16 protein-coding genes are annotated in these 18,236 nt (G+C 34.9%); 11 read left to right on the top strand and 5 right to left on the bottom strand.

The genetic code is table 11. The annotated features are described in order from the left end of the window. The first annotated feature begins 12 nt into the window (after positions 1 to 12). From QMO11_RS06885 to QMO11_RS06855, 7 genes are all read left to right on the top strand, one after another. Positions 13 to 405 (top strand): hypothetical protein, encoded by a 393-nt coding sequence (locus tag QMO11_RS06885; protein WP_282036616.1) that lies wholly within the window; start codon positions 13 to 15, stop codon positions 403 to 405. A gap of 14 nt (positions 406 to 419) precedes the next feature. Beyond that, a complete protein-coding gene (locus tag QMO11_RS06880; protein ID WP_282036615.1) occupies positions 420 to 542 on the top strand; it encodes a hypothetical protein in 123 nt (40 codons plus the stop codon). After that, the gene (locus QMO11_RS06875) at positions 542 to 1,231 is read left to right on the top strand and encodes a hypothetical protein (protein WP_282036614.1); all 690 of its coding nucleotides are present in this window, start codon (positions 542 to 544) and stop codon (positions 1,229 to 1,231) included. The genes QMO11_RS06880 and QMO11_RS06875 overlap by 1 nt, the downstream gene beginning before the upstream one ends. Before the next feature lie 140 nt (positions 1,232 to 1,371). Further along, a complete protein-coding gene (locus QMO11_RS06870) occupies positions 1,372 to 1,641 on the top strand; it encodes a hypothetical protein (protein ID WP_282036613.1) in 270 nt (89 codons plus the stop codon). Positions 1,642 to 2,273: 632 nt separating this feature from the next. Next, positions 2,274 to 2,444: a DUF4469 domain-containing protein gene (locus QMO11_RS06865; protein WP_282036685.1), complete on the top strand. Its 171-nt coding sequence runs from the start codon at positions 2,274 to 2,276 to the stop codon at positions 2,442 to 2,444. A 456-nt stretch (positions 2,445 to 2,900) separates the two neighbouring features. Then, positions 2,901 to 3,785, top strand: coding sequence for a hypothetical protein (locus QMO11_RS06860; RefSeq protein ID WP_282036612.1), 885 nt, complete (start codon positions 2,901 to 2,903; stop codon positions 3,783 to 3,785). A 217-nt stretch (positions 3,786 to 4,002) separates the two neighbouring features. Then, complete coding sequence (locus QMO11_RS06855) at positions 4,003 to 5,247, top strand: DEAD/DEAH box helicase (protein ID WP_282036611.1); 1,245 nt, start codon at positions 4,003 to 4,005, stop codon at positions 5,245 to 5,247. Between the two features lie 14 nt (positions 5,248 to 5,261). Here the strand turns inward: QMO11_RS06855 and QMO11_RS06850 are convergent, their stop codons facing one another. After that, positions 5,262 to 5,714 carry a hypothetical protein gene (locus tag QMO11_RS06850; RefSeq protein ID WP_282036610.1) on the bottom strand — a complete coding sequence of 151 codons (453 nt, stop codon included), beginning with the start codon at positions 5,712 to 5,714 and terminating at the stop codon, positions 5,262 to 5,264. A gap of 184 nt (positions 5,715 to 5,898) precedes the next feature. Here QMO11_RS06850 and QMO11_RS06845 point away from each other — a divergent pair, with 184 nt between their 5' ends. The 4 genes from QMO11_RS06845 (at position 5,899) to QMO11_RS06830 (ending at position 11,430) form a co-directional block, all read left to right on the top strand. Further along, the gene (locus tag QMO11_RS06845) at positions 5,899 to 7,380 is read left to right on the top strand and encodes a xylulokinase (protein ID WP_282036609.1); all 1,482 of its coding nucleotides are present in this window, start codon (positions 5,899 to 5,901) and stop codon (positions 7,378 to 7,380) included. A gap of 33 nt (positions 7,381 to 7,413) precedes the next feature. Beyond that, the gene (gene xylA / locus QMO11_RS06840) at positions 7,414 to 8,739 is read left to right on the top strand and encodes a xylose isomerase (RefSeq protein WP_075603050.1); all 1,326 of its coding nucleotides are present in this window, start codon (positions 7,414 to 7,416) and stop codon (positions 8,737 to 8,739) included. Between the two features lie 89 nt (positions 8,740 to 8,828). Further along, the gene (xylE, locus tag QMO11_RS06835; protein ID WP_282036608.1) at positions 8,829 to 10,244 is read left to right on the top strand and encodes a D-xylose transporter XylE; all 1,416 of its coding nucleotides are present in this window, start codon (positions 8,829 to 8,831) and stop codon (positions 10,242 to 10,244) included. 208 nt (positions 10,245 to 10,452) lie between these two features. Then, a complete protein-coding gene (locus QMO11_RS06830) occupies positions 10,453 to 11,430 on the top strand; it encodes an ROK family protein (protein WP_282036607.1) in 978 nt (325 codons plus the stop codon). A gap of 47 nt (positions 11,431 to 11,477) precedes the next feature. Here the strand turns inward: QMO11_RS06830 and uvrB are convergent, their stop codons facing one another. The 4 genes from uvrB to QMO11_RS06810 all read right to left on the bottom strand — a co-directional run bounded on the left by uvrB (position 11,478) and on the right by QMO11_RS06810 (position 18,045). Beyond that, positions 11,478 to 13,478 carry an excinuclease ABC subunit UvrB gene (gene uvrB, locus QMO11_RS06825; RefSeq protein WP_282036606.1) on the bottom strand — a complete coding sequence of 667 codons (2,001 nt, stop codon included), beginning with the start codon at positions 13,476 to 13,478 and terminating at the stop codon, positions 11,478 to 11,480. A gap of 101 nt (positions 13,479 to 13,579) precedes the next feature. Next, positions 13,580 to 14,464, bottom strand: a complete 885-nt coding sequence (locus QMO11_RS06820; RefSeq protein WP_282036605.1) for a hypothetical protein — start codon at positions 14,462 to 14,464, stop codon at positions 13,580 to 13,582. Between the two features lie 273 nt (positions 14,465 to 14,737). Then, complete coding sequence (locus QMO11_RS06815; RefSeq protein WP_282036604.1) at positions 14,738 to 16,618, bottom strand: AMP-dependent synthetase/ligase; 1,881 nt, start codon at positions 16,616 to 16,618, stop codon at positions 14,738 to 14,740. Positions 16,619 to 16,785: 167 nt separating this feature from the next. Beyond that, positions 16,786 to 18,045, bottom strand: coding sequence for an aminotransferase class I/II-fold pyridoxal phosphate-dependent enzyme (locus QMO11_RS06810; protein ID WP_075603056.1), 1,260 nt, complete (start codon positions 18,043 to 18,045; stop codon positions 16,786 to 16,788). Between the last annotated feature and the right edge of the window lie 191 nt (positions 18,046 to 18,236).

Raw genomic sequence — 18,236 nt, 5'->3', positions numbered from 1 at the left:
AAATATACTAACATGAATGGTGATGAATTGGCAAAAGAAAGAACAGAGGTTTCAATAAAAAATAAATTTATTTTACTGCTAATGATATTGGTATATCTCGCAATGTTGACGCAGTTTGTTCCATTATGGGATGCAAGGGATAGTGATGCCGCACTCGCTTTGGCCATTGCAGCGATATTCTTTGATGCTGCTTTACTTTTTGGTATTGATCAAAAAAATGTTTTAAAAATATCATATTGGGTCTCCGCATTTTGTTATGTATCTATTATTATTGTTGCTGAAATTGTAGATGGTCGCTTTAAAATTGCAGAAATCTTATCACTCGCGTTAATTACTGCACTAGTAAGCATTAAATACTTTTTAGTTGTTAGATTGAAACTTAAAAAGCTAAATATGATGCAATAATTACTTGGGGAGATATGCTTCAATTTATTTTTGAAATCAGAATTAAAGCAAACGATATTCTTGATGAAGTATTGGGAATAAATATTAGGATTGGTGCAGAAGGGGAGGTATATAGCGAAGAAATCTGGAAAAAATAATGGAATATTTATCGAAGGTTATTTATCAAAAACCAAGACTAATAGAACGTTCGTTTATAACAAGTAAATATAATGATGTACTTGAGGCCAATGATAAGTTTTATAGAGAAAATAAAAGTTTAAAAGGATGGATATCTTGGTCTATTGGCTTGTCATTAATTTTTATTGGACTAGTTTTAATGCTAATATTCAATGATTATAATAAAGGTACTTTTATTGTTATTACAGTGACAGCTTGGCTTCCTAGTATTATTGCCATAGTCTATGGCTTTGTTGCACCGAAAAAAACGTTAGTTTTTAATCGTTTAAAAGGAATAATTACTGTAGCTCCCCGATTTCAAAAAGAATTTGATATCCCGTTTGAAACAGGTGTTGGTATCAGGGCTCTTACACATAGTGACACAGGAGGTGTTGATCAGCACCTTTCATTTTCAGTTAGCAAGGAGAAGAAAAGAAAAGGAGGGATTATTTCTATGGTTAAAGTTGATGATTCATGGGCATTTATGGTTTGGTATATGGATAGAAACCGTCCTTTACCACCCGGTGATGCATTTGATGCTTATCGTGAACAAGATTATGAACGCCGCAAAGCAGAAGGTTTCCCGCTCCCCCTTTTTACAAGTACTTTTGATACACCAGAAGCAACTCCAGAGCAAAAAGCAGAAAGAAAAAGAATAGGTAGATGGTAACAACAAATGATAATGTACTAGACTTTAAAAATTATAAATAAAAAGGAATGGGCTGCTATAGTAAATGAAAGCCTAAGCCATACAAATAGCCATAGTGTAACAATTGATATAAAAAACCTTGATGTAAAAGAACTAAAAACATGAAACAACTAATCCTTGCCTTAATAATACATATTGCAGTTGGAATATCATTTATTTATAACCCCGATTATTTGGTTTTAGCCTATGTTGTGGGTGTTGTAGCATTATTCAATATCCTCGGGATACTAAGCATTGCAATAGGAAATACAGTTATTGGTGCACGCATATTTTTTATATCGTCGCTTATACTTGTACCCATAGGTTTAATTGGCGCACTTGGCGCTCGCAAAATATTAGAAGAAGAACGAAAGAAAGCATTTTATGATTGAGCAAATCTAATTACAAAAACGAAATGACAGCTAACAAAAAACTAAGTATAATTACCCTAGGGTATATTATAATATTTACAAGTGCAATTTTATATTCACGGGGAGTCAATTTTTCAGGTGTTAGTGGCGGCCTAGCCTATGGTTATGGATTATTAGTTCTACTTATTTTGGGCTTAATAGCAACAATATTGAATGTTATTTTAGTAAATAAAGTCACTATTGCATGGCTCAAGCTATTGGTTTTTATACCTATAATACTTCCTTCAATCACAATTCTTGTAGCACTTAACTAATATGTACATACAATTTTATGAAGTTGTTTAAGTTTGTAGGGGAATTGTGAGAGTGACAATTTGATTATCAGTGGTAAAGATCATTTTTCTGTTGCATAGCCATAGCTACGTAATAAGAATTAGCTGAAGCCAATGAAGTCAAAGTGTTACTCGCAGTTTTTCGATACAAACTTAAATAACTTTTATAACATAAATTATAATAACCAAGGTATAAGGAATGTATCAAAAGTGTTGGTGGTACAAAAATATGTAGTTTATTGTACAGCAATATTGATAAAGTATGGCTACACATTATCAGGCAAAGCTCGTTATAAGTGCAAATAATACAATAAAACACGCATTAAATTATCGCGTATAGTTGCCAATAATCCTAGCGAACTGATGGTTTTATTACCAACACTTGAGTCCGGTGATTATGAACTTGAGATACTTACACAAAGCACCGGAGGTGGTTCGTTTTTAAAACAAGCACGCACCATTGTACTTGACCATATACTAACTGTAGTATAATATACCCGATAGCCTACCATCGGGCACCCCGATAGCTACTCATCGGACATCTCGATAGCTATTCATCGGGCACTCCGATGGTAGGCCATCGTACCTCTTGATAAAGTAACATGGGTATGTACGATATCCTAAAATTTTATACTTATAACAAAAATTAGACAACGCATATGTCAGAGAAACCTATTGACACGCCTTCCAGTATGCACCTTTGCCCCGTGGCAAAGCCTTTGATCCATACCGCCAAGCCGATTACGAGCAGGGGGGTTCAGAGCCCTTGCATCCTAGCCATAAAAGAGGAGTATACAGTGAATTAACCATAACTTTGTACCAAGGAAGAAAGTTGAATATTGAAACCATTGGGCGCGAGCAAGAGTATGAATGGTAACTACTTATTATAATTATTGAATACAAATACTATTTATGAATTATATAAATAGGCTTAACTAAACTTCTGCTATGGCAGATACTAAATTTAATTTTATGAAAGAATGGTGTTATGACAACCCCGATATCTACGATTTTGATGAGATAGATTATATGTATTATGATCTTTTCCAGAGTGCTAATAAGGAACCTAGCACTGTAGGCAATAGCATTATGTTGCTACAGGTACAAAATACTGCAGCTAAGCCCACACCCTATCTTTTAGCTGGAAATAATATGCAAGAAAAGAAAATTTGCATACAGCAAGCTGAGACGTTAGAACTAAGCAATAAATATGAAGTTGAAATAACTCTAAAAAATCGTGGTATCATACCCGATTCTCTACAATTAAACGCATTATGGCAAGACGAGGAAGATTGGTGCGAAATTGTTGATAGTACTCAACACTATAGAAATACTGGAGGTAATAAAATTCGTTTTACATTCAAACACTTGTCTTCAAGCTTCAATGGCTTCTTTATTTTAATGGATCCTGGTTATAAAATGACCGAATTTATTCCTGAGTTTGAGCCTGATTATTCCATTAAAGAAATGGATGATGAGGCATTGCAGAAGAAAATAGATGACGTTAAAGAATATTTTACCTCAAAGGAGGAAGAGGAAGCTAGTGTACAAAATACAGAAGAGGGTGCATTGATTATAAGCAACAATAACATTAATAAAAGTATACCAAAGGAGAAAGAAGATGAGAACAAAAGTGAAGGGCTTAATTCTCTGAGCATAGGAATTTATGCCTTTTTAATACTGTTCGCTTTGTTTCAATGGTTTGGCCCTGGTTTAATCAAATCGTGCAAACGCGAAAGAGAGGTGGATCTAATCACATTAGGAAGTTCGTGCAGTGAGGCAAATAAGCCAATAGAGAATTATAATAATTACATCGATAAATTAAAACATTAAAACTCATTTATCAATCTCAGGTTTGTTTCTGGCACAATATAAAAATGGGAATATAGGCACTCCTATTGAAGGAGAACCCACTAGTTCATTCCCATCAGATTTCAACGTATATCACTTTCATCCTATTGCTTTTTTAGGCTATTCATATGCATTAAATTTAAAAGGTTTTGTATACCTAAAACTTACCCTATCTTTGTAGCTTAATACAAGAGTAATTATGAAGTTTGAAGATTATCATATAGCAGAAGAAATAAAAATTAGTTTATCTAAAATGGGTTTTAAAAGACCCACAGATATCCAATATAAATCGATTCCTCCAGTATTGAAGGGTGAAGATGTTTTGGCTATTGCACAAACTGGAACCGGGAAAACCGCTGCATTTGCCATTCCTGTAATTCATAATATACAAGTTCGCAAAATCAAAGGTCGTGCTGAGGGTATTAAGTGTTTAATAATGGTGCCCACCCGTGAGCTTGCAGTTCAAATTAATAAAGTATTTGAAGAGTTAGGTAAGCATACAAATGTGAAGTCTTACGCTGTGTTTGGCGGAGTGGAAGAGGAACCTCAGATCGCAAAGTTAGAGAAAGGAATTGATGTTTTAATAGCCACACCAGGTCGTATGTTCGATTTGGCCAGTAGAGGTTTTATTAATCTCGATCGTGTTGAGACTCTAATATTAGATGAGGCAGATAGAATGCTTGATATGGGCTTTATCAACGATATTAGAGGTTTGGTTACTAAACTTCCTAACAAAAGACAAACACTTTTCTATTCGGCAACTATAAACGAGGTAATAAAAAAGATAGCCTATTCTTTAGTGAAAAATGCGATACGTATTCAAATATCACCTAAAGATCCCGTTGCAAAGAATATTGACCATTCAGTTATCCATATTAATATGGATGATAAAAGGTTTTTCTTAGAGCGTTTAATTAAGGAAAACGAAGAAAGCAAAGTACTTGTATTTGTGCGAACAAAGGTAAGGGCAGAGCGTGTTGTAAAAGCCATGGAAAGAGTAGGTATTGTAGCAGATTCAATACATGGCGATAAGGAGCAAAGCCAACGTAAAAAGGTGCTTGATTTATTTAGTAAAGGTGAAGTTAAAGTGTTAATTGCAACTGACGTTAGTGCTAGGGGAATTGATATTCCTGGTGTTGAGTATGTTGTGAATTATGATTTACCTGATTTATCAGAAAACTACGTACACCGAGTAGGTAGAACCGGTAGGGGTAAAGCTAAAGGTAGAGCTGTAAGTTTTTGCAGTGAGCAGGAAAAGGAGATTTTAGCAGAGATAGAAAGCTTCTTGGGTAAAGATATTAAGCGTATTGCCATTGATAACGAAGAATATGATCATACCATTGATTTTTCAGCCGAAGCTCATGCCGATTGGAAATCGTTAATGATTGAACATGACGAAAATGAAAAGCAGCAAAAACTGAAAAAGAAAAAGAAGAAATATTAATAGTTAAGGCCGAGTTAATCGGCCTTTTTTATTTCTATTATATAAGTTTTCCAAGATTCTTCTTTTTGAATAGCTAAATTATCTTCCATCTTTATAAAGTTAATTGGGTCTAAAATAACGGTAATTTTACTGCCTTCATATTTTGCTTTTGGTAGGTGAGTTTTTATTACCATACTTTCTAAAACATCATCAGGAGTATTACCTTGTCTTACTACTTGCGTATTGCTATTTTCAATTACTTGGTCGTCTTCTTTTAATTCGTACCCAACGTTAATTACATCTTCCTCCGACTTTAATAGAACTTTAACTGCGAAATACAGCGTGTCATTCTCATAATACGGCTTTGTTCCAAATAGTACTACTCCAGTTCTTATAATGGGTTCGTCTATAATGCCTTCTTGTTTACTACAAGATATTGATATATAAATAGTAAGTAAGGCTGTAAAAAGTATTCTAATAGTTTTCATAATAGTGGTTTATTGTTCTATTTAATTTATTAAAGCAAGGTGTACTTGGTATTAAACCACCATCAATTCTGCGTTAAATCGCAATCAAAAATCTAATTGAAAAAATTGAATGTTAAAAAATTTGGAGATATGAAAATTTACTATAAATTTGCAAGCAGAACAGTACAGAACAGATTGATAAAATATGCAACTATTAGGATTTGATATTGGAAGTTCATCGGTCAAGGTATCGGTGTTAGATGTAGCAAGTGGAAACACGGTTTCATCAGCTCAATACCCTGAGCAGGAAATGGAAATTAAGGCTGTGAAACCTGGCTGGGCAGAGCAAGAGCCTGAGTTGTGGTTTAACAACTTAAAAGAAGCATGCAAAAAGGCTGTTTCGCATCCTGATGTTAAAAAAGAAACCATTAAAGCAATTGGTATCTCGTATCAAATGCACGGTTTGGTTTTAGTTGATAAAAATAAAGCTGTTATCCGACCATCAATTATTTGGTGCGATAGTAGAGCTGCTGAAATTGGAAATAAAGCTTTTAAAGATTTAGGACCAAGTTGGTGTTTGCAAAATCTGTTAAATTCACCAGGTAATTTTACGGCTTCTAAATTAAAGTGGGTTAAAGATAATGAACCTGGGTTATACGCTCAGATTGATAAAATTATGTTACCTGGAGATTATATAGCACTTCGCTTAACTGGTGATGCGGTTACTACAGCTTCCGGTTTATCAGAAGGAGTGTTTTGGGAATTTCCTAAAAATGCCATTTCAGATAAGTTGATGGACTATTATGGTTTTGATGAATCATTTATTCCTAAAACAATGACATCCTTCTCAGACCAAGGAACACTGTTGGATAATATGGCTGAAGAGTTTGGTTTACCAAAAGGTGTAAAAGTTAGTTATAGAGCTGGTGATCAGCCAAACAATGCTTTCTCACTTAATGTACTAAATCCTGGTGAAGTTGCTGCAACTGGCGGTACCTCAGGTGTTGTGTATGGGGTAACAGATCAAAATGTATACGATGATGATTCGCGAGTAAACGCATTTGCGCATGTTAATCATCAAATGCCATCAAATAGTTTAGGTGTTTTACTTTGCATTAATGGAACGGGCATTTTAAATTCTTGGATGAATAAAAATGTCGGTAAAGGTGAAATTAGTTATCCCGAGATGAATGATTTGGCAGCTAAAGTTCCTGTTGGTGCTGAAGGTCTTACTATTCTTCCCTTTGGTAATGGTGCTGAGCGTATTCTTAAAAATGTAGATTACGGTGCACAAGTAAATCATCTTAATTTTAATATTCATACTCCGGCTCATATGTACAGAGCGGCTCAAGAGGGTATTGCATTTTCGTTCAAGTACGGAATGGATATTATGAATGAAATGGGTATTAAAACCGATTTAATTCGTGCAGGTAAGGCTAACATGTTCTTAAGTCCTATTTTTCAGTCAACCCTAGCAAATGTTTCAGGCGCTACTATTGAGCTTTATAATACCGATGGTGCTGCTGGTGCTGCAAGAGGCGCGGGTGTTGGAATTGGAATATATAAATCTTTTGAGGAAGCCTTTAGTGGATTAAAGAAATTAGAAGAAATTAAGCCCGATGAATCAGTAGTGGAATCTACCAAAGACGCTTACGAAAAGTGGAAACAAGCATTAAATAAATTATAACAAAATAATATACTATCTAAAATCAATAAAGTCATGGACGTATTAATTGGAAACAAAGAGTATTTCAAAGGAATTGATAAAATTAAATTCGAAGGACCAGAATCAAAGAATCCTTTAGCATTTAAGTGGTATGATGAGAATCGCATAGTTGCTGGTAAAACAATGAAAGAGCACCTACGTTTTGCGATTGCTTATTGGCATACATTCTGTGGTGATGGTGGCGATCCTTTTGGACCAGGAACTCAAGTCTTCGAATGGGATAAAGCTTCAAATCCAATGGATGCTGCAAAGCAAAAAATGGATGCAGCTTTTGAGTTTATCACAAAAATGGGTGTACCTCATTATTGTTTCCACGATACTGACCTTGTTGGTGGCGGATCTGTTTTAGAGATTGAAAAAAGATTATCTCAAATTGTTGATGTAGCTAAAGAAAAACAAGCAGCTTCAGGTGTTAAATTACTTTGGGGTACTGCCAATGTATTTTCTGATCCTCGTTATATGAACGGTGCAGCAACTAATCCTGATTTTAATGTTGTAGCTAATGCTGGTGTTCAAATTAAGAATGCTATCGATGCAACTATCGAGTTAGGTGGTACTGGATATGTATTCTGGGGAGGACGTGAAGGTTACATGAGTCTTCATAATACAAACATGAAACAAGAGTTAGACAACCTTGGGCAAATGTTAGGTATGGCACGCGATTATGCTCGTAAGCAAGGTTTTAAAGGTACTTTCTTTATTGAGCCAAAGCCAATGGAGCCAACTAAACATCAGTACGATCAAGATGCTCATACGGTTATCGGTTTCTTAAGAAACTATGGTTTAGATAAAGACTTTAAACTAAATATTGAAGTAAACCACGCTACTTTAGCCCAGCACACAATGGAGCACGAACTAAGAGTAGCTGCTGATAACAACATGTTAGGGTCAATTGATGCTAATAAAGGAGATTACCAAAACGGATGGGATACAGATGAATTCCCAACAAACATTACTGAGTCTACAGCTGCAATGCTTGAGGTATTACAAGGTGGTGGTTTAGTTGATGGAGGTATCAACTTTGATGCTAAAGTTCGTCGTAACTCTACAGATCAAGAAGATGCATTTATCGCACACATTGGTGGTATGGATGTATTTGCAAGAGCGTTAGTAATTGCGGATAAAATACTTTCTGAGTCTGATTACTTAAAAATGAGAACAGCACGTTACTCTTCATTCGATGCTGGTAACGGAGCAGCTTTTGCTGATGGTAAATTAACTTTAGAAGATTTATACAAAATAGGTAAAGAAGTTGGTGAACCGAAAATGTTAAGCGGCAAGCAAGAACTTTACGAGCAAATGTTAAATTGGTATATGTAGATTTTATACTAAATGAAGCCGAAACGATTTGATCACCGTTTCGGCTTATTTTTTATCTACACCAAATCACTTTTTATTTCAATCTACATATGGAAAAAGGAAAAAATTCAATGTACATCATCTTGATAACCATCGTGGCAACACTAGGAGGGTTACTTTTTGGGTACGATACAGCTGTTATTTCAGGAACAACATCTTCATTGGGAGATTTCTTTGTTGAGCCCCTTGGTTTGGAAGAAACGGCAGCAAACTCCCTTAAGGGATTTATTATTTCTAGTGCTTTAATTGGATGTATTATTGGGGGTATTTTAGGAGGATTATTAAGTTCTAAATACGGTCGAAAAAATACACTAATTGTAGCAGCGATTTTATTTTTTATTTCAGCCTTAGGATCTGCATTTCCCGAAATTGGAATACGTTCATTTGGCGAAGCTGACCATACCTTTGTATGGCATTTTATAGTTTACAGAATTATTGGTGGAGTAGGAGTGGGTTTAGCCTCAATGATCTCTCCAATGTATATTTCTGAAATTGCTCCGGCTGACAAACGAGGAACTTTAGTTTCATTCAACCAGTTTGCTATTATTTTCGGTATGCTTGTGGTTTACTTTGTTAACTATGGTATTGCAAGCTCTGGTGATGATAATTGGTTAAATGAAATTGGATGGAGGTATATGTTTGCCTCAGAGATGATTCCTGCAACCTTATTTTTAGTTTGTTTATTTTTTGTTCCAGAAACGCCTCGCTTTATGGCACTGCGTGGACAAGATGAAAGCGCACTTAAGGTATTAGGCAAAATTAATGGAGCAGAAAAGGCAAAAGCTATTTTAGCAGATATTAAAAATACGGTTGAAAGTCACTCAGGAAATATATTATCATACGGAGTTGGCATCATTGTAATCGGAATATTATTATCTGCATTCCAACAATTTGTAGGTATTAATGTGGTACTGTATTACGCACCTGAGATTTTCAAGAAAATGGGATCTGGCACCGATGCAGCATTAATGCAAACCATCATTGTAGGTATTATCAATCTTACTTTTACAGTAGTTGCTATACTTACTGTTGATAGATTCGGGCGTAAGCCTTTGATGATTATTGGTGCTGTAGGTATGGCACTTTCAATGGGTATTTTAGGAACCTTATTTTATTCGCAGAATGTAGGTATGCCTGCACTAATTTGCATGTTGGCATATACAGCTTCATTTGCTGTAAGTTGGGGTCCTGTCTGTTGGGTTTTATTGGCAGAAATTTTCCCTAATAAAATTAGAAGTAAAGCTTTAGCGCTTGCAGTAGCGTGTCAGTGGGTGTCTAACTGGTTAGTTTCATGGACATTCCCAATGATGAATGATAGTACCTGGTTAACTGATAAGTTCAATAATGGTTTCGCATTCTGGATTTATGGAGTAATGGGAGTTTTAGCTGCCGTATTTGTTTGGAAATGGGTGCCTGAAACCAAAGGTAAAACATTAGAAGAGATGGAAGGTCTCTGGACAAAATAGTTAGAACAATAGTTCTATAAAAAGAAAAGTTGCTTTTTACCCCTAAAAGGTAATTCAATGTGAATGCACATTGGGTTACCTTTTTTTTATGTTTAAATCTGATTAAGGAATTCTTACAATATCACCATATTTTTTTTACATTTGAAAATGGTTCTATATAATTTAAGTATATAGGCCAATACCAAAAAACTATTTTAAAAGTAAAAACATGAAAAAAGTATCAGTTGGAGTTGATATTGGCGGAACAAATACTGCCATCGGTATAGTTGATGAAAGCGGAAAAGTTTTAGCTAAGGATTCAATCCCTACTCCGGATAAAGGAAGCGCAAAAGAATATGTTGCCAAGCTTGCTAAGGCGATTCACATACAAATTAACCATGTTAAAGGGGTTAATGATCAGATTGAGATTTTAGGTATTGGAGTTGGAGCACCCAATGCAAATTACTACCGAGGAACCATAGAGCACGCACCAAACCTTGTTTTTAAAGGTATAATTCCATTTGTAGATCTACTAAAAGAGGAGTTTCCTGAATTAGAAAATATCGTATTGACTAATGATGCTAATGCAGCTACTATTGGTGAAATGGTATACGGCGGTGCAAAGGGAATGAAAAACTTTGTGATGTATACCTTAGGTACAGGTGTTGGAAGTGGATTAGTTGTAAACGGTGAGTTGGTTTATGGTGCAGATGGTTTTGCAGGTGAGTGTGGTCATGCTACATTAATTCCTAATGGACGAGTTTGCGGATGTGGAGCAAAGGGGCATTTAGAGGCCTATACTTCAGCTCCAGGTATGAAACGAACTGCTTTCGAATTACTAGCACATTATAATGCAACAGATAGTTTATTGGCTGATAAAAGTTTTAAAGAGTTAAATTCAAAGATGATTTATGATGCAGCTAAAGCTGGAGATAAAGTTGCCTCTGAAGTTTTTGAACAAACAGGTGCTTATTTAGGACAAGCTATTGCAGATACAGTTCACCATACAAGTCCTGAAGCTGTATTCTTATTTGGAGGTCCAACAGCAGCAGGAGATTTAATTTTTAATCCAATTATAGAAAACCTTGAAAAGCATTTACTTCCGATATTTAAAGGAAAAGTAAAAGTGCTTAAATCGAGTTTAGATAGTGGTGATGCTGCTATTGTTGGAGCAAGCGCTTTGGTTTACGGAGAATTAAATAAATAAAAAATACTATTTATATATCTTAAGAAAAGGGCTTTATGCCCTTTTTTTTATTTGGTTTTTAATAACTCCTGTAGCTTAAGCATTTCGTCTCTAAATTGTGCTGCACTTATAAAATCAAGTTCTTTTGAAGCCTTTTGCATTGAGGTCTTAGATTTCTTAATGGCTTTTTCTAATGCTTCTTTCGACATGTATTCAACAACAGGATCTGCAGCTATATCTATACCTTCAGGTTCAACATATGCCTTAGCATTGGTTCCTTTACCCAATACATTAGTTTCTTTTTTTCTTATTTGAGTAGGAGTAATGCCGTGTTTCTCGTTATATTTCAATTGTTTTTCACGGCGATGGTTGGTTGCATCAATGGTCTTTTGCATCGATTTAGTAACTACATCAGCGTACATAATGGCTAAACCATTAACGTTACGAGCCGCTCGTCCAATGGTCTGGGTTAAACTGCGTTCAGATCTTAAGAATCCTTCTTTATCAGCATCAAGTATAGCCACTAAAGAGACCTCAGGTAAATCTAACCCCTCTCTAAGTAGGTTAACCCCAACAAGAACATCAAATATTCCTTTTCTGAGGTTTTCCATAATTTCAACCCTATCTAAAGTATCCACATCAGAATGTATATAGGCACATTTAATATCTAGTTTATCGAGGTAAGAAGATAGTTCTTCAGCCATTCTTTTTGTTAAGGTGGTAACTAATATGCGTTCGTTTAATTCAATACGTTTTCTGATTTCTTCTAATAAGTTATCAATTTGATTAATGCTTGGTCGTACATCAATTACAGGATCCAGGAGCCCTGTTGGTCTAATTACCTGTTCAACAATTACACCTTCACTTTTTTCTATTTCGTAATCGGCAGGTGTGGCACTTACATAAATAGCAGAATTAACAATTTCTTCAAACTCTTCAAATTTTAGAGGTCGGTTATCCATTGCAGCAGGAAGTCTGAAACCATGTTCAACTAAGGTTTCTTTGCGGGACTTATCGCCACCATACATGGCTCTAATTTGTGGTATAGTTACATGGCTTTCATCTACTACAAGAAGGAAGTCATCAGGGAAATAATCCATTAAACAGAAGGGGCGAGTCCCAGGTTCTCGTCCATCAAAAAAGCGTGAGTAATTTTCAATTCCAGGACAATAGCCTAATTCTCGAATCATTTCTAAATCATAGTTAACACGTTCATCAAGTCTCTTGGCTTCAGACTGTTTACCAATGTCCTTCATATGAGTAATGTGCTCCATTAATTCATCCTGTATAGCACGAATGGCTAATTGGGTTCTTTCTTTTGTTGTAACAAATAGGTTAGCAGGATATATACTAATATTTTCTCGTTGAGAGATGGTAGTTCCATTAAGAGGATCAAATATTGAGATGTCTTCTATCTCATCGCCCCAAAAGCTTATGCGATAAGCATCATCTGCATAAGCTGGATAAATCTCAACAGTATCTCCCTTTACTCTAAAGTTCCCTCTATTAAATTCTACTTCATTGCGTGAGTATAAACTATCTACTAATAATCTCAATAGTTTGTTTCTACCGATGTCTTCAGCTACTTTTATTTCAATAACATTAGCATGGAAGTCCTCTGGGTTACCTATGCCGTAAAGGCACGAAACAGATGATACAACAATAACATCTCTTCTTCCAGATAATAGGGTAGATGATGCACTTAACCTAAGCTTTTCAATTTCTTCGTTTATGGATAAATCTTTTTCAATATAGGTGTCAGTTACCGGGAGGTAAGCTTCAGGCTGATAGTAATCATAATAGGAAACAAAATATTCTACTGCATTATCGGGGAAGAAGTGTTTGAATTCTCCATATAGCTGAGCTGCTAATGTTTTATTATGGCATAAAATAAGGGTCGGTTTTTCTACCTTCTCAATTACGTTCGCAGTTGTAAAAGTTTTACCAGATCCAGTTACACCTAGGAGTGTTTGGTGTTTAGCATCTTTTTCGATTCCCTCAACTAGCTGTTTTATTGCTTCAGGTTGATCGCCAGTGGGCTTGAAATCTGATATTATTTTAAAATCCATAAGAGACTATTTTTCTAGAAAGCAAAGTTACATAACTTTCTGAATTGGTCTACTGTATAAATAAAAAGAGCTCCTAATTGGAGCTCTTTTTATTTATGTTGTTATCTCTTATATCGTTTTGATTTACGTTTTGATGGGCGTTTGTATTTTTTAGAACTTGATTTGTACAAGCTTTTTGTTCTTAAGTAGGCTTTCCTATTATATTTAGGTGAGTTTCGCCATTGGCTGTCATCAAATAAGTAGGTTACACCTAGTGTTCCTATATAGAAAAAGTCATTTCCTGCAGTATAGTGTACGTTTCCTTGATTATCCGTCCAGCTATCATGGGCGTCTAGCTCGTCTGTAAAAGCATATGTTCCATTCCATTCTGCATTAATACTAATTCTAGGGCTTACAAAAACAGCACAGCCAAAACCTCCTGTTATAGTAGGGGCAAAACCCCAAGAGCCATTTCTTTCAAAGTTATCATCATATCCGTCTCCATTAGTATCAATGGGGTCATATCCAATGCCTCTCCATGCTAAGTAATTATTGCTATGGGCAGCATTACCGAAAAACTCACGTGCTTTCCATTGAATAAGACCAACTTGACCAATTATATATGGGTTAAATCTACGTTGTTTGAATAAACCGTATGCCAAATCCAATGGTCTGAATGTTGCTCCAATATTGTATTGTGCAAATTCATTAACAAAATAGGCATAAACGTCACCAGAACTCATTAGTTGAGATCCTTTCATAGACCCCATCGAAAGATCAAAACGTGCATTTAAATACGTATTTAATTCTTTTTCTGCATTTATTCCATAAGTATATCTGGTTCTCTCTGTAGATACAAGATCACCATAGAACATATTGAACCCTACTTTTGGCTGAATCTTAAATCCTTCAAGAAACTGATGTTTCTTATCATACTGTGCATTTAAAGAAGTGCTTAGTAGTATAATAAGACACGTTATAATAGTTTTTCCTAAGTGTTGCTGCATTTAACTAATAAGTTTAATAGATATGGTTATTACGAAAGAATTCGTAAAAGGTTATGAAAAAAACGTAAAGCTAATTGGTTTTTATGTTAAGCCTGTAATTCTATTAACATTATTCTATTTTTATTTTTTAACCACATTGGTGTTTTAACTGATTTATCAAAAATAATTACCGACAAAAATATAATTATTATATTATTGAGATCTGAATAATGTGTTTTTTTTACATCTTTTTGTTAAAGGTGTTGTTTCTTGTGTTAAATGGGTATTATACTGCTATGTATTTAATAACTTCATTAAGTTTTCCACGTTAAGCTTGTTGTTTATGTCTCGTCCAATAGTAGTGTAGCAAGTTTTAAGTTCACTATCGAATAACTCTACAACTTTGTCGCGAACTAATTTCATAGTGCTATTGATTAATTTATTCTCTTCGCTAAAAATTTGATGTGCAATGGCAAAATTTGAAGGAAGCCAACGCTGCGGAAACATGCCCTCGAATTTTCCTCCCTTTTTAAAGTAGGATAATTCATTGTTTATATTTTGGATGGCTTCTTGAGGACTTAAATTCTTTGCTTTAACTAGGTCTACATTAGGTACTATTATTGCGGTTGTGAACGCATTCTGATTATTATAGAGCATTATCTGATGTATGAAACTGCAATTGTCAATTATGGTTTCTTCAATTCCTTCGGGGCTATATTTTTCGCCATCAGCACTAATTAATAGACTTTTATATCGTCCTCTTACATATAAAAAATCTGTATCATCTAGGTAACCAAGATCACCAGTGTATAACCAATTGTCTTTTATTGTTTCATTTGTAGCTTGTTGATTTTTCCAATACCCTTGCATTACGTTTTCACCCTTAACGACGATTTCTCCTAAAGATAAATTAGGCAATTTATTACCATTTTCATCACATATTTTTACCTCAAGATTATGAAGTATTTTACCAGATGATCCTAGTCTGTGAAAATTTGGGGTATTAGCAGATATAATAGGAGAAGCCTCGCTTAAGCCATATCCTTGATACATCGGTATTCCGATTGCATAAAAGAATTGCTGCAAATCATAATCAAGCAAAGCACCGCCACCAATAAAGAATTGTAAGTTTCCGCCAAATCCTGTTTTTATTTTCTTAAATAATATCTGGTTAAATATTGCTAAAAAGGGTTTTGCAATTATTGATAGACCTTTTCCTTTATCCTCTCCATTCCCATTGTGCCAGTAAGATAGTTTCAGTGCAAATTTAAATAAACTATTAATAGTGTTCCCTTTGGCGGCAATACCTTTTTCAATATTGCTTTTAAAGTTTTTAGCAAGCGCTGGAACACTCATTAATATGTGTGGTTGTATTTCTTTTATATTATTACTAAAATTTTTGAGTGTTTCGATCGGTGTCTTTCCTATTTGTACAGAGGCAATACTGGCTCCTTTCATCATAAACGAATACAAAGATGCAGTGTGTGCAAAAGCATGATCCCAAGGAAGTACAACTAATGTTCGGAAGTGTTCTGGTATGTCGATATAGCTAAAGGCTTGTTCTACATTTGCTGTGTAATTTCTATGAGAAAGCATTATGCCTTTGGGCTGAGCAGTTGTTCCAGAGGTATAGGTTATTGTAGCTATATCATCAGGTTTAACTTCATTAGATAGATGCTCATATGCCAAAGGTGATTTATTTAACTCAATTTCGCCCTTATTGATAATGTCATTAATATCAATTTCACCTTCCTCAAGTTGCAAGGTAGGGTTAAAGACGATGATATATTCTAATAAAGGTAATTTACTTTTTAACGTTCGGATTTTAGTAAGTTGATTTTCTGAGACCAACATGTATTTACTCTCAGAATGGTCTATTCTAAATAGTAAATCGTTGTCTGCTTCTAGTTTTGTTGATAAGGGAACGGTGATTGCCCTATTGCTAAGAACAGCAAGTTCGCTTAATAACCACAGATTGCGTCCTTCAGATTGTAGGGCTACTTTATCTTCCTTTTTAAGTCCTATTTTCTGTAAGCCTAATGCTATGTTCTTCACTAATTCCAGACCTTCGGTATAAGATGTGGATTGATATATCTGGTCTGATTTTTCCCAAAGAAAATCGTTATTGGGATATTGCTTTACTTTTTCTTTGAAAAAAGAGATGAGTGATGACATAAGATTAAAATATAAAGTTACAAATACAGCTACATAACACAACGTGGATGTTAATTAGTTTACTTTATCGGGGGAGGGTATTACAAATATAGGATAATTTATACCAAAAAAAAGAGGCTATCTCATTTGAGATAGCCTCTTCAGCTTTATTTTATATCTACTATAAATTAAATTGTAGATGCAATTTTATCGCTACCTGTATTGTAAGCACCAGCTTCAAGTTTTTCTTTCATTTCAGCAAATGCTTTCAATGTATACTCAACATCTTCTAATGTATGAACTGCTGTAGGTATAATTCTAAGCATTAACTGATCTTTAGGAATAACTGGGTAAACTACGATAGAACAGAAAAGGTTGTAATTCTCTCTTAAGTCCATTGTTAATTGCGTAGCCTCAGGTACAGATCCGTTAAAGAATACTGGAGTAACAGGAGATTCTGTTTTACCAATATCAAAACCTTGCTCTTTAAAACCGTTTTGTAAAGCTTTTACAATAGTCCAAAGGTTATCTTTTAATTCTGGTTGCGATTTTAGTAATTCAAGGCGTTTTAAAGCACCAACTACTAATGGCATCGGTAACGATTTTGCAAAAACTTGCGAACGCATGTTATAACGTAAGTAGCTAATAACTTCTTCGTCTGCAGCAACAAAAGCACCAATACTCGCCATTGATTTGGCAAAAGTGTTGAATAAAATGTCTACTTTGTCAACTACACCAAAATGCTCTGCAGTACCAGAACCAGTTGCTCCCATTGTTCCAAAACCATGTGCATCATCAACTAAAAGTCTAAAATTAAACTTTTCTTTAAGTGCAACAATTTTATCTAGAGCCCCTAAATCACCAGCCATTCCGAAAACACCTTCAGTGATAACTAATACACCACCGCCATTTTCTGCAGCACGCTTAGTTGCCATTGTAAGCATTTTTTCACATCTCTCAATATCATTGTGAGGGAATACAAAGCTTTTACCACCTTTGGCTTTATGTAAGAAAACACCATCCATGATACAAGCGTGAGACTCAGAATCATAAACAATAACGTCTTTTCTAGAAGCCATAGTATCAATAATAGATACCATACCTTGGTAACCGAAGTTTAGTAAATAAGCATCTTGTTTTCCAACAAACTCAGCTAGATTAGCCTCAAGCTCTTCATGTTTACTGGTGTGACCAGACATCATGCGAGCACCCATTGGGTAACCTAATCCATACTCAGCTGCTGCATCAGCATCTGCTTTTCTTACTTCAGGGTGGTTTGCCAACCCTAAATAGTTATTTAAACTCCAATTTAGCACTTCCTTGCCGCGAAACTTCATTCGAGGACTTATTTCTCCCTCTAACTTAGGGAACATAAAATAACCATATCCATCTTTGCCATATTTTCCTAATGGCCCCATGGTTTCCTTTATCTTGTCAAAAATATCCACTTGTATATCTTTTAAGAATTAACGGATGCAAAGGTAATATTTTTTGAATACCATAAAATGATATTGTACTTAATATTATAATGTATTGATTAATAGGGTGTGTTAGTGAGGGTTGCTCTATTTTGTATGGCTGTAAACGGCTATTTTGCAAAATGTACAACTTACCAATAATTGAATACTCTTCTTAAAAA

The sequence above is a fragment of the Saccharicrinis aurantiacus genome (assembly GCF_947489045.1).
Classification (GTDB): domain Bacteria; phylum Bacteroidota; class Bacteroidia; order Bacteroidales; family Marinilabiliaceae; genus Saccharicrinis; species Saccharicrinis aurantiacus.
This window is presented reverse-complemented; position numbering and strand designations above follow the sequence as displayed.

Coding starts and splice junctions, on each gene's coding strand:
- QMO11_RS06885 (WP_282036616.1), top strand. CDS start 13: ATGAATGGTGATGAATTGGCAAAAGAAAGAACAGAGGTTTCAATAAAA.
- QMO11_RS06880 (WP_282036615.1), top strand. CDS start 420: ATGCTTCAATTTATTTTTGAAATCAGAATTAAAGCAAACGATATTCTT.
- QMO11_RS06875 (WP_282036614.1), top strand. CDS start 542: ATGGAATATTTATCGAAGGTTATTTATCAAAAACCAAGACTAATAGAA.
- QMO11_RS06870 (WP_282036613.1), top strand. CDS start 1,372: ATGAAACAACTAATCCTTGCCTTAATAATACATATTGCAGTTGGAATA.
- QMO11_RS06860 (WP_282036612.1), top strand. CDS start 2,901: ATGGCAGATACTAAATTTAATTTTATGAAAGAATGGTGTTATGACAAC.
- QMO11_RS06855 (WP_282036611.1), top strand. CDS start 4,003: ATGAAGTTTGAAGATTATCATATAGCAGAAGAAATAAAAATTAGTTTA.
- QMO11_RS06850 (WP_282036610.1), bottom strand. CDS start 5,714: ATGAAAACTATTAGAATACTTTTTACAGCCTTACTTACTATTTATATA.
- QMO11_RS06845 (WP_282036609.1), top strand. CDS start 5,899: ATGCAACTATTAGGATTTGATATTGGAAGTTCATCGGTCAAGGTATCG.
- xylA (WP_075603050.1), top strand. CDS start 7,414: ATGGACGTATTAATTGGAAACAAAGAGTATTTCAAAGGAATTGATAAA.
- xylE (WP_282036608.1), top strand. CDS start 8,829: ATGGAAAAAGGAAAAAATTCAATGTACATCATCTTGATAACCATCGTG.
- QMO11_RS06830 (WP_282036607.1), top strand. CDS start 10,453: ATGAAAAAAGTATCAGTTGGAGTTGATATTGGCGGAACAAATACTGCC.
- uvrB (WP_282036606.1), bottom strand. CDS start 13,478: ATGGATTTTAAAATAATATCAGATTTCAAGCCCACTGGCGATCAACCT.
- QMO11_RS06820 (WP_282036605.1), bottom strand. CDS start 14,464: ATGCAGCAACACTTAGGAAAAACTATTATAACGTGTCTTATTATACTA.
- QMO11_RS06815 (WP_282036604.1), bottom strand. CDS start 16,618: ATGTCATCACTCATCTCTTTTTTCAAAGAAAAAGTAAAGCAATATCCC.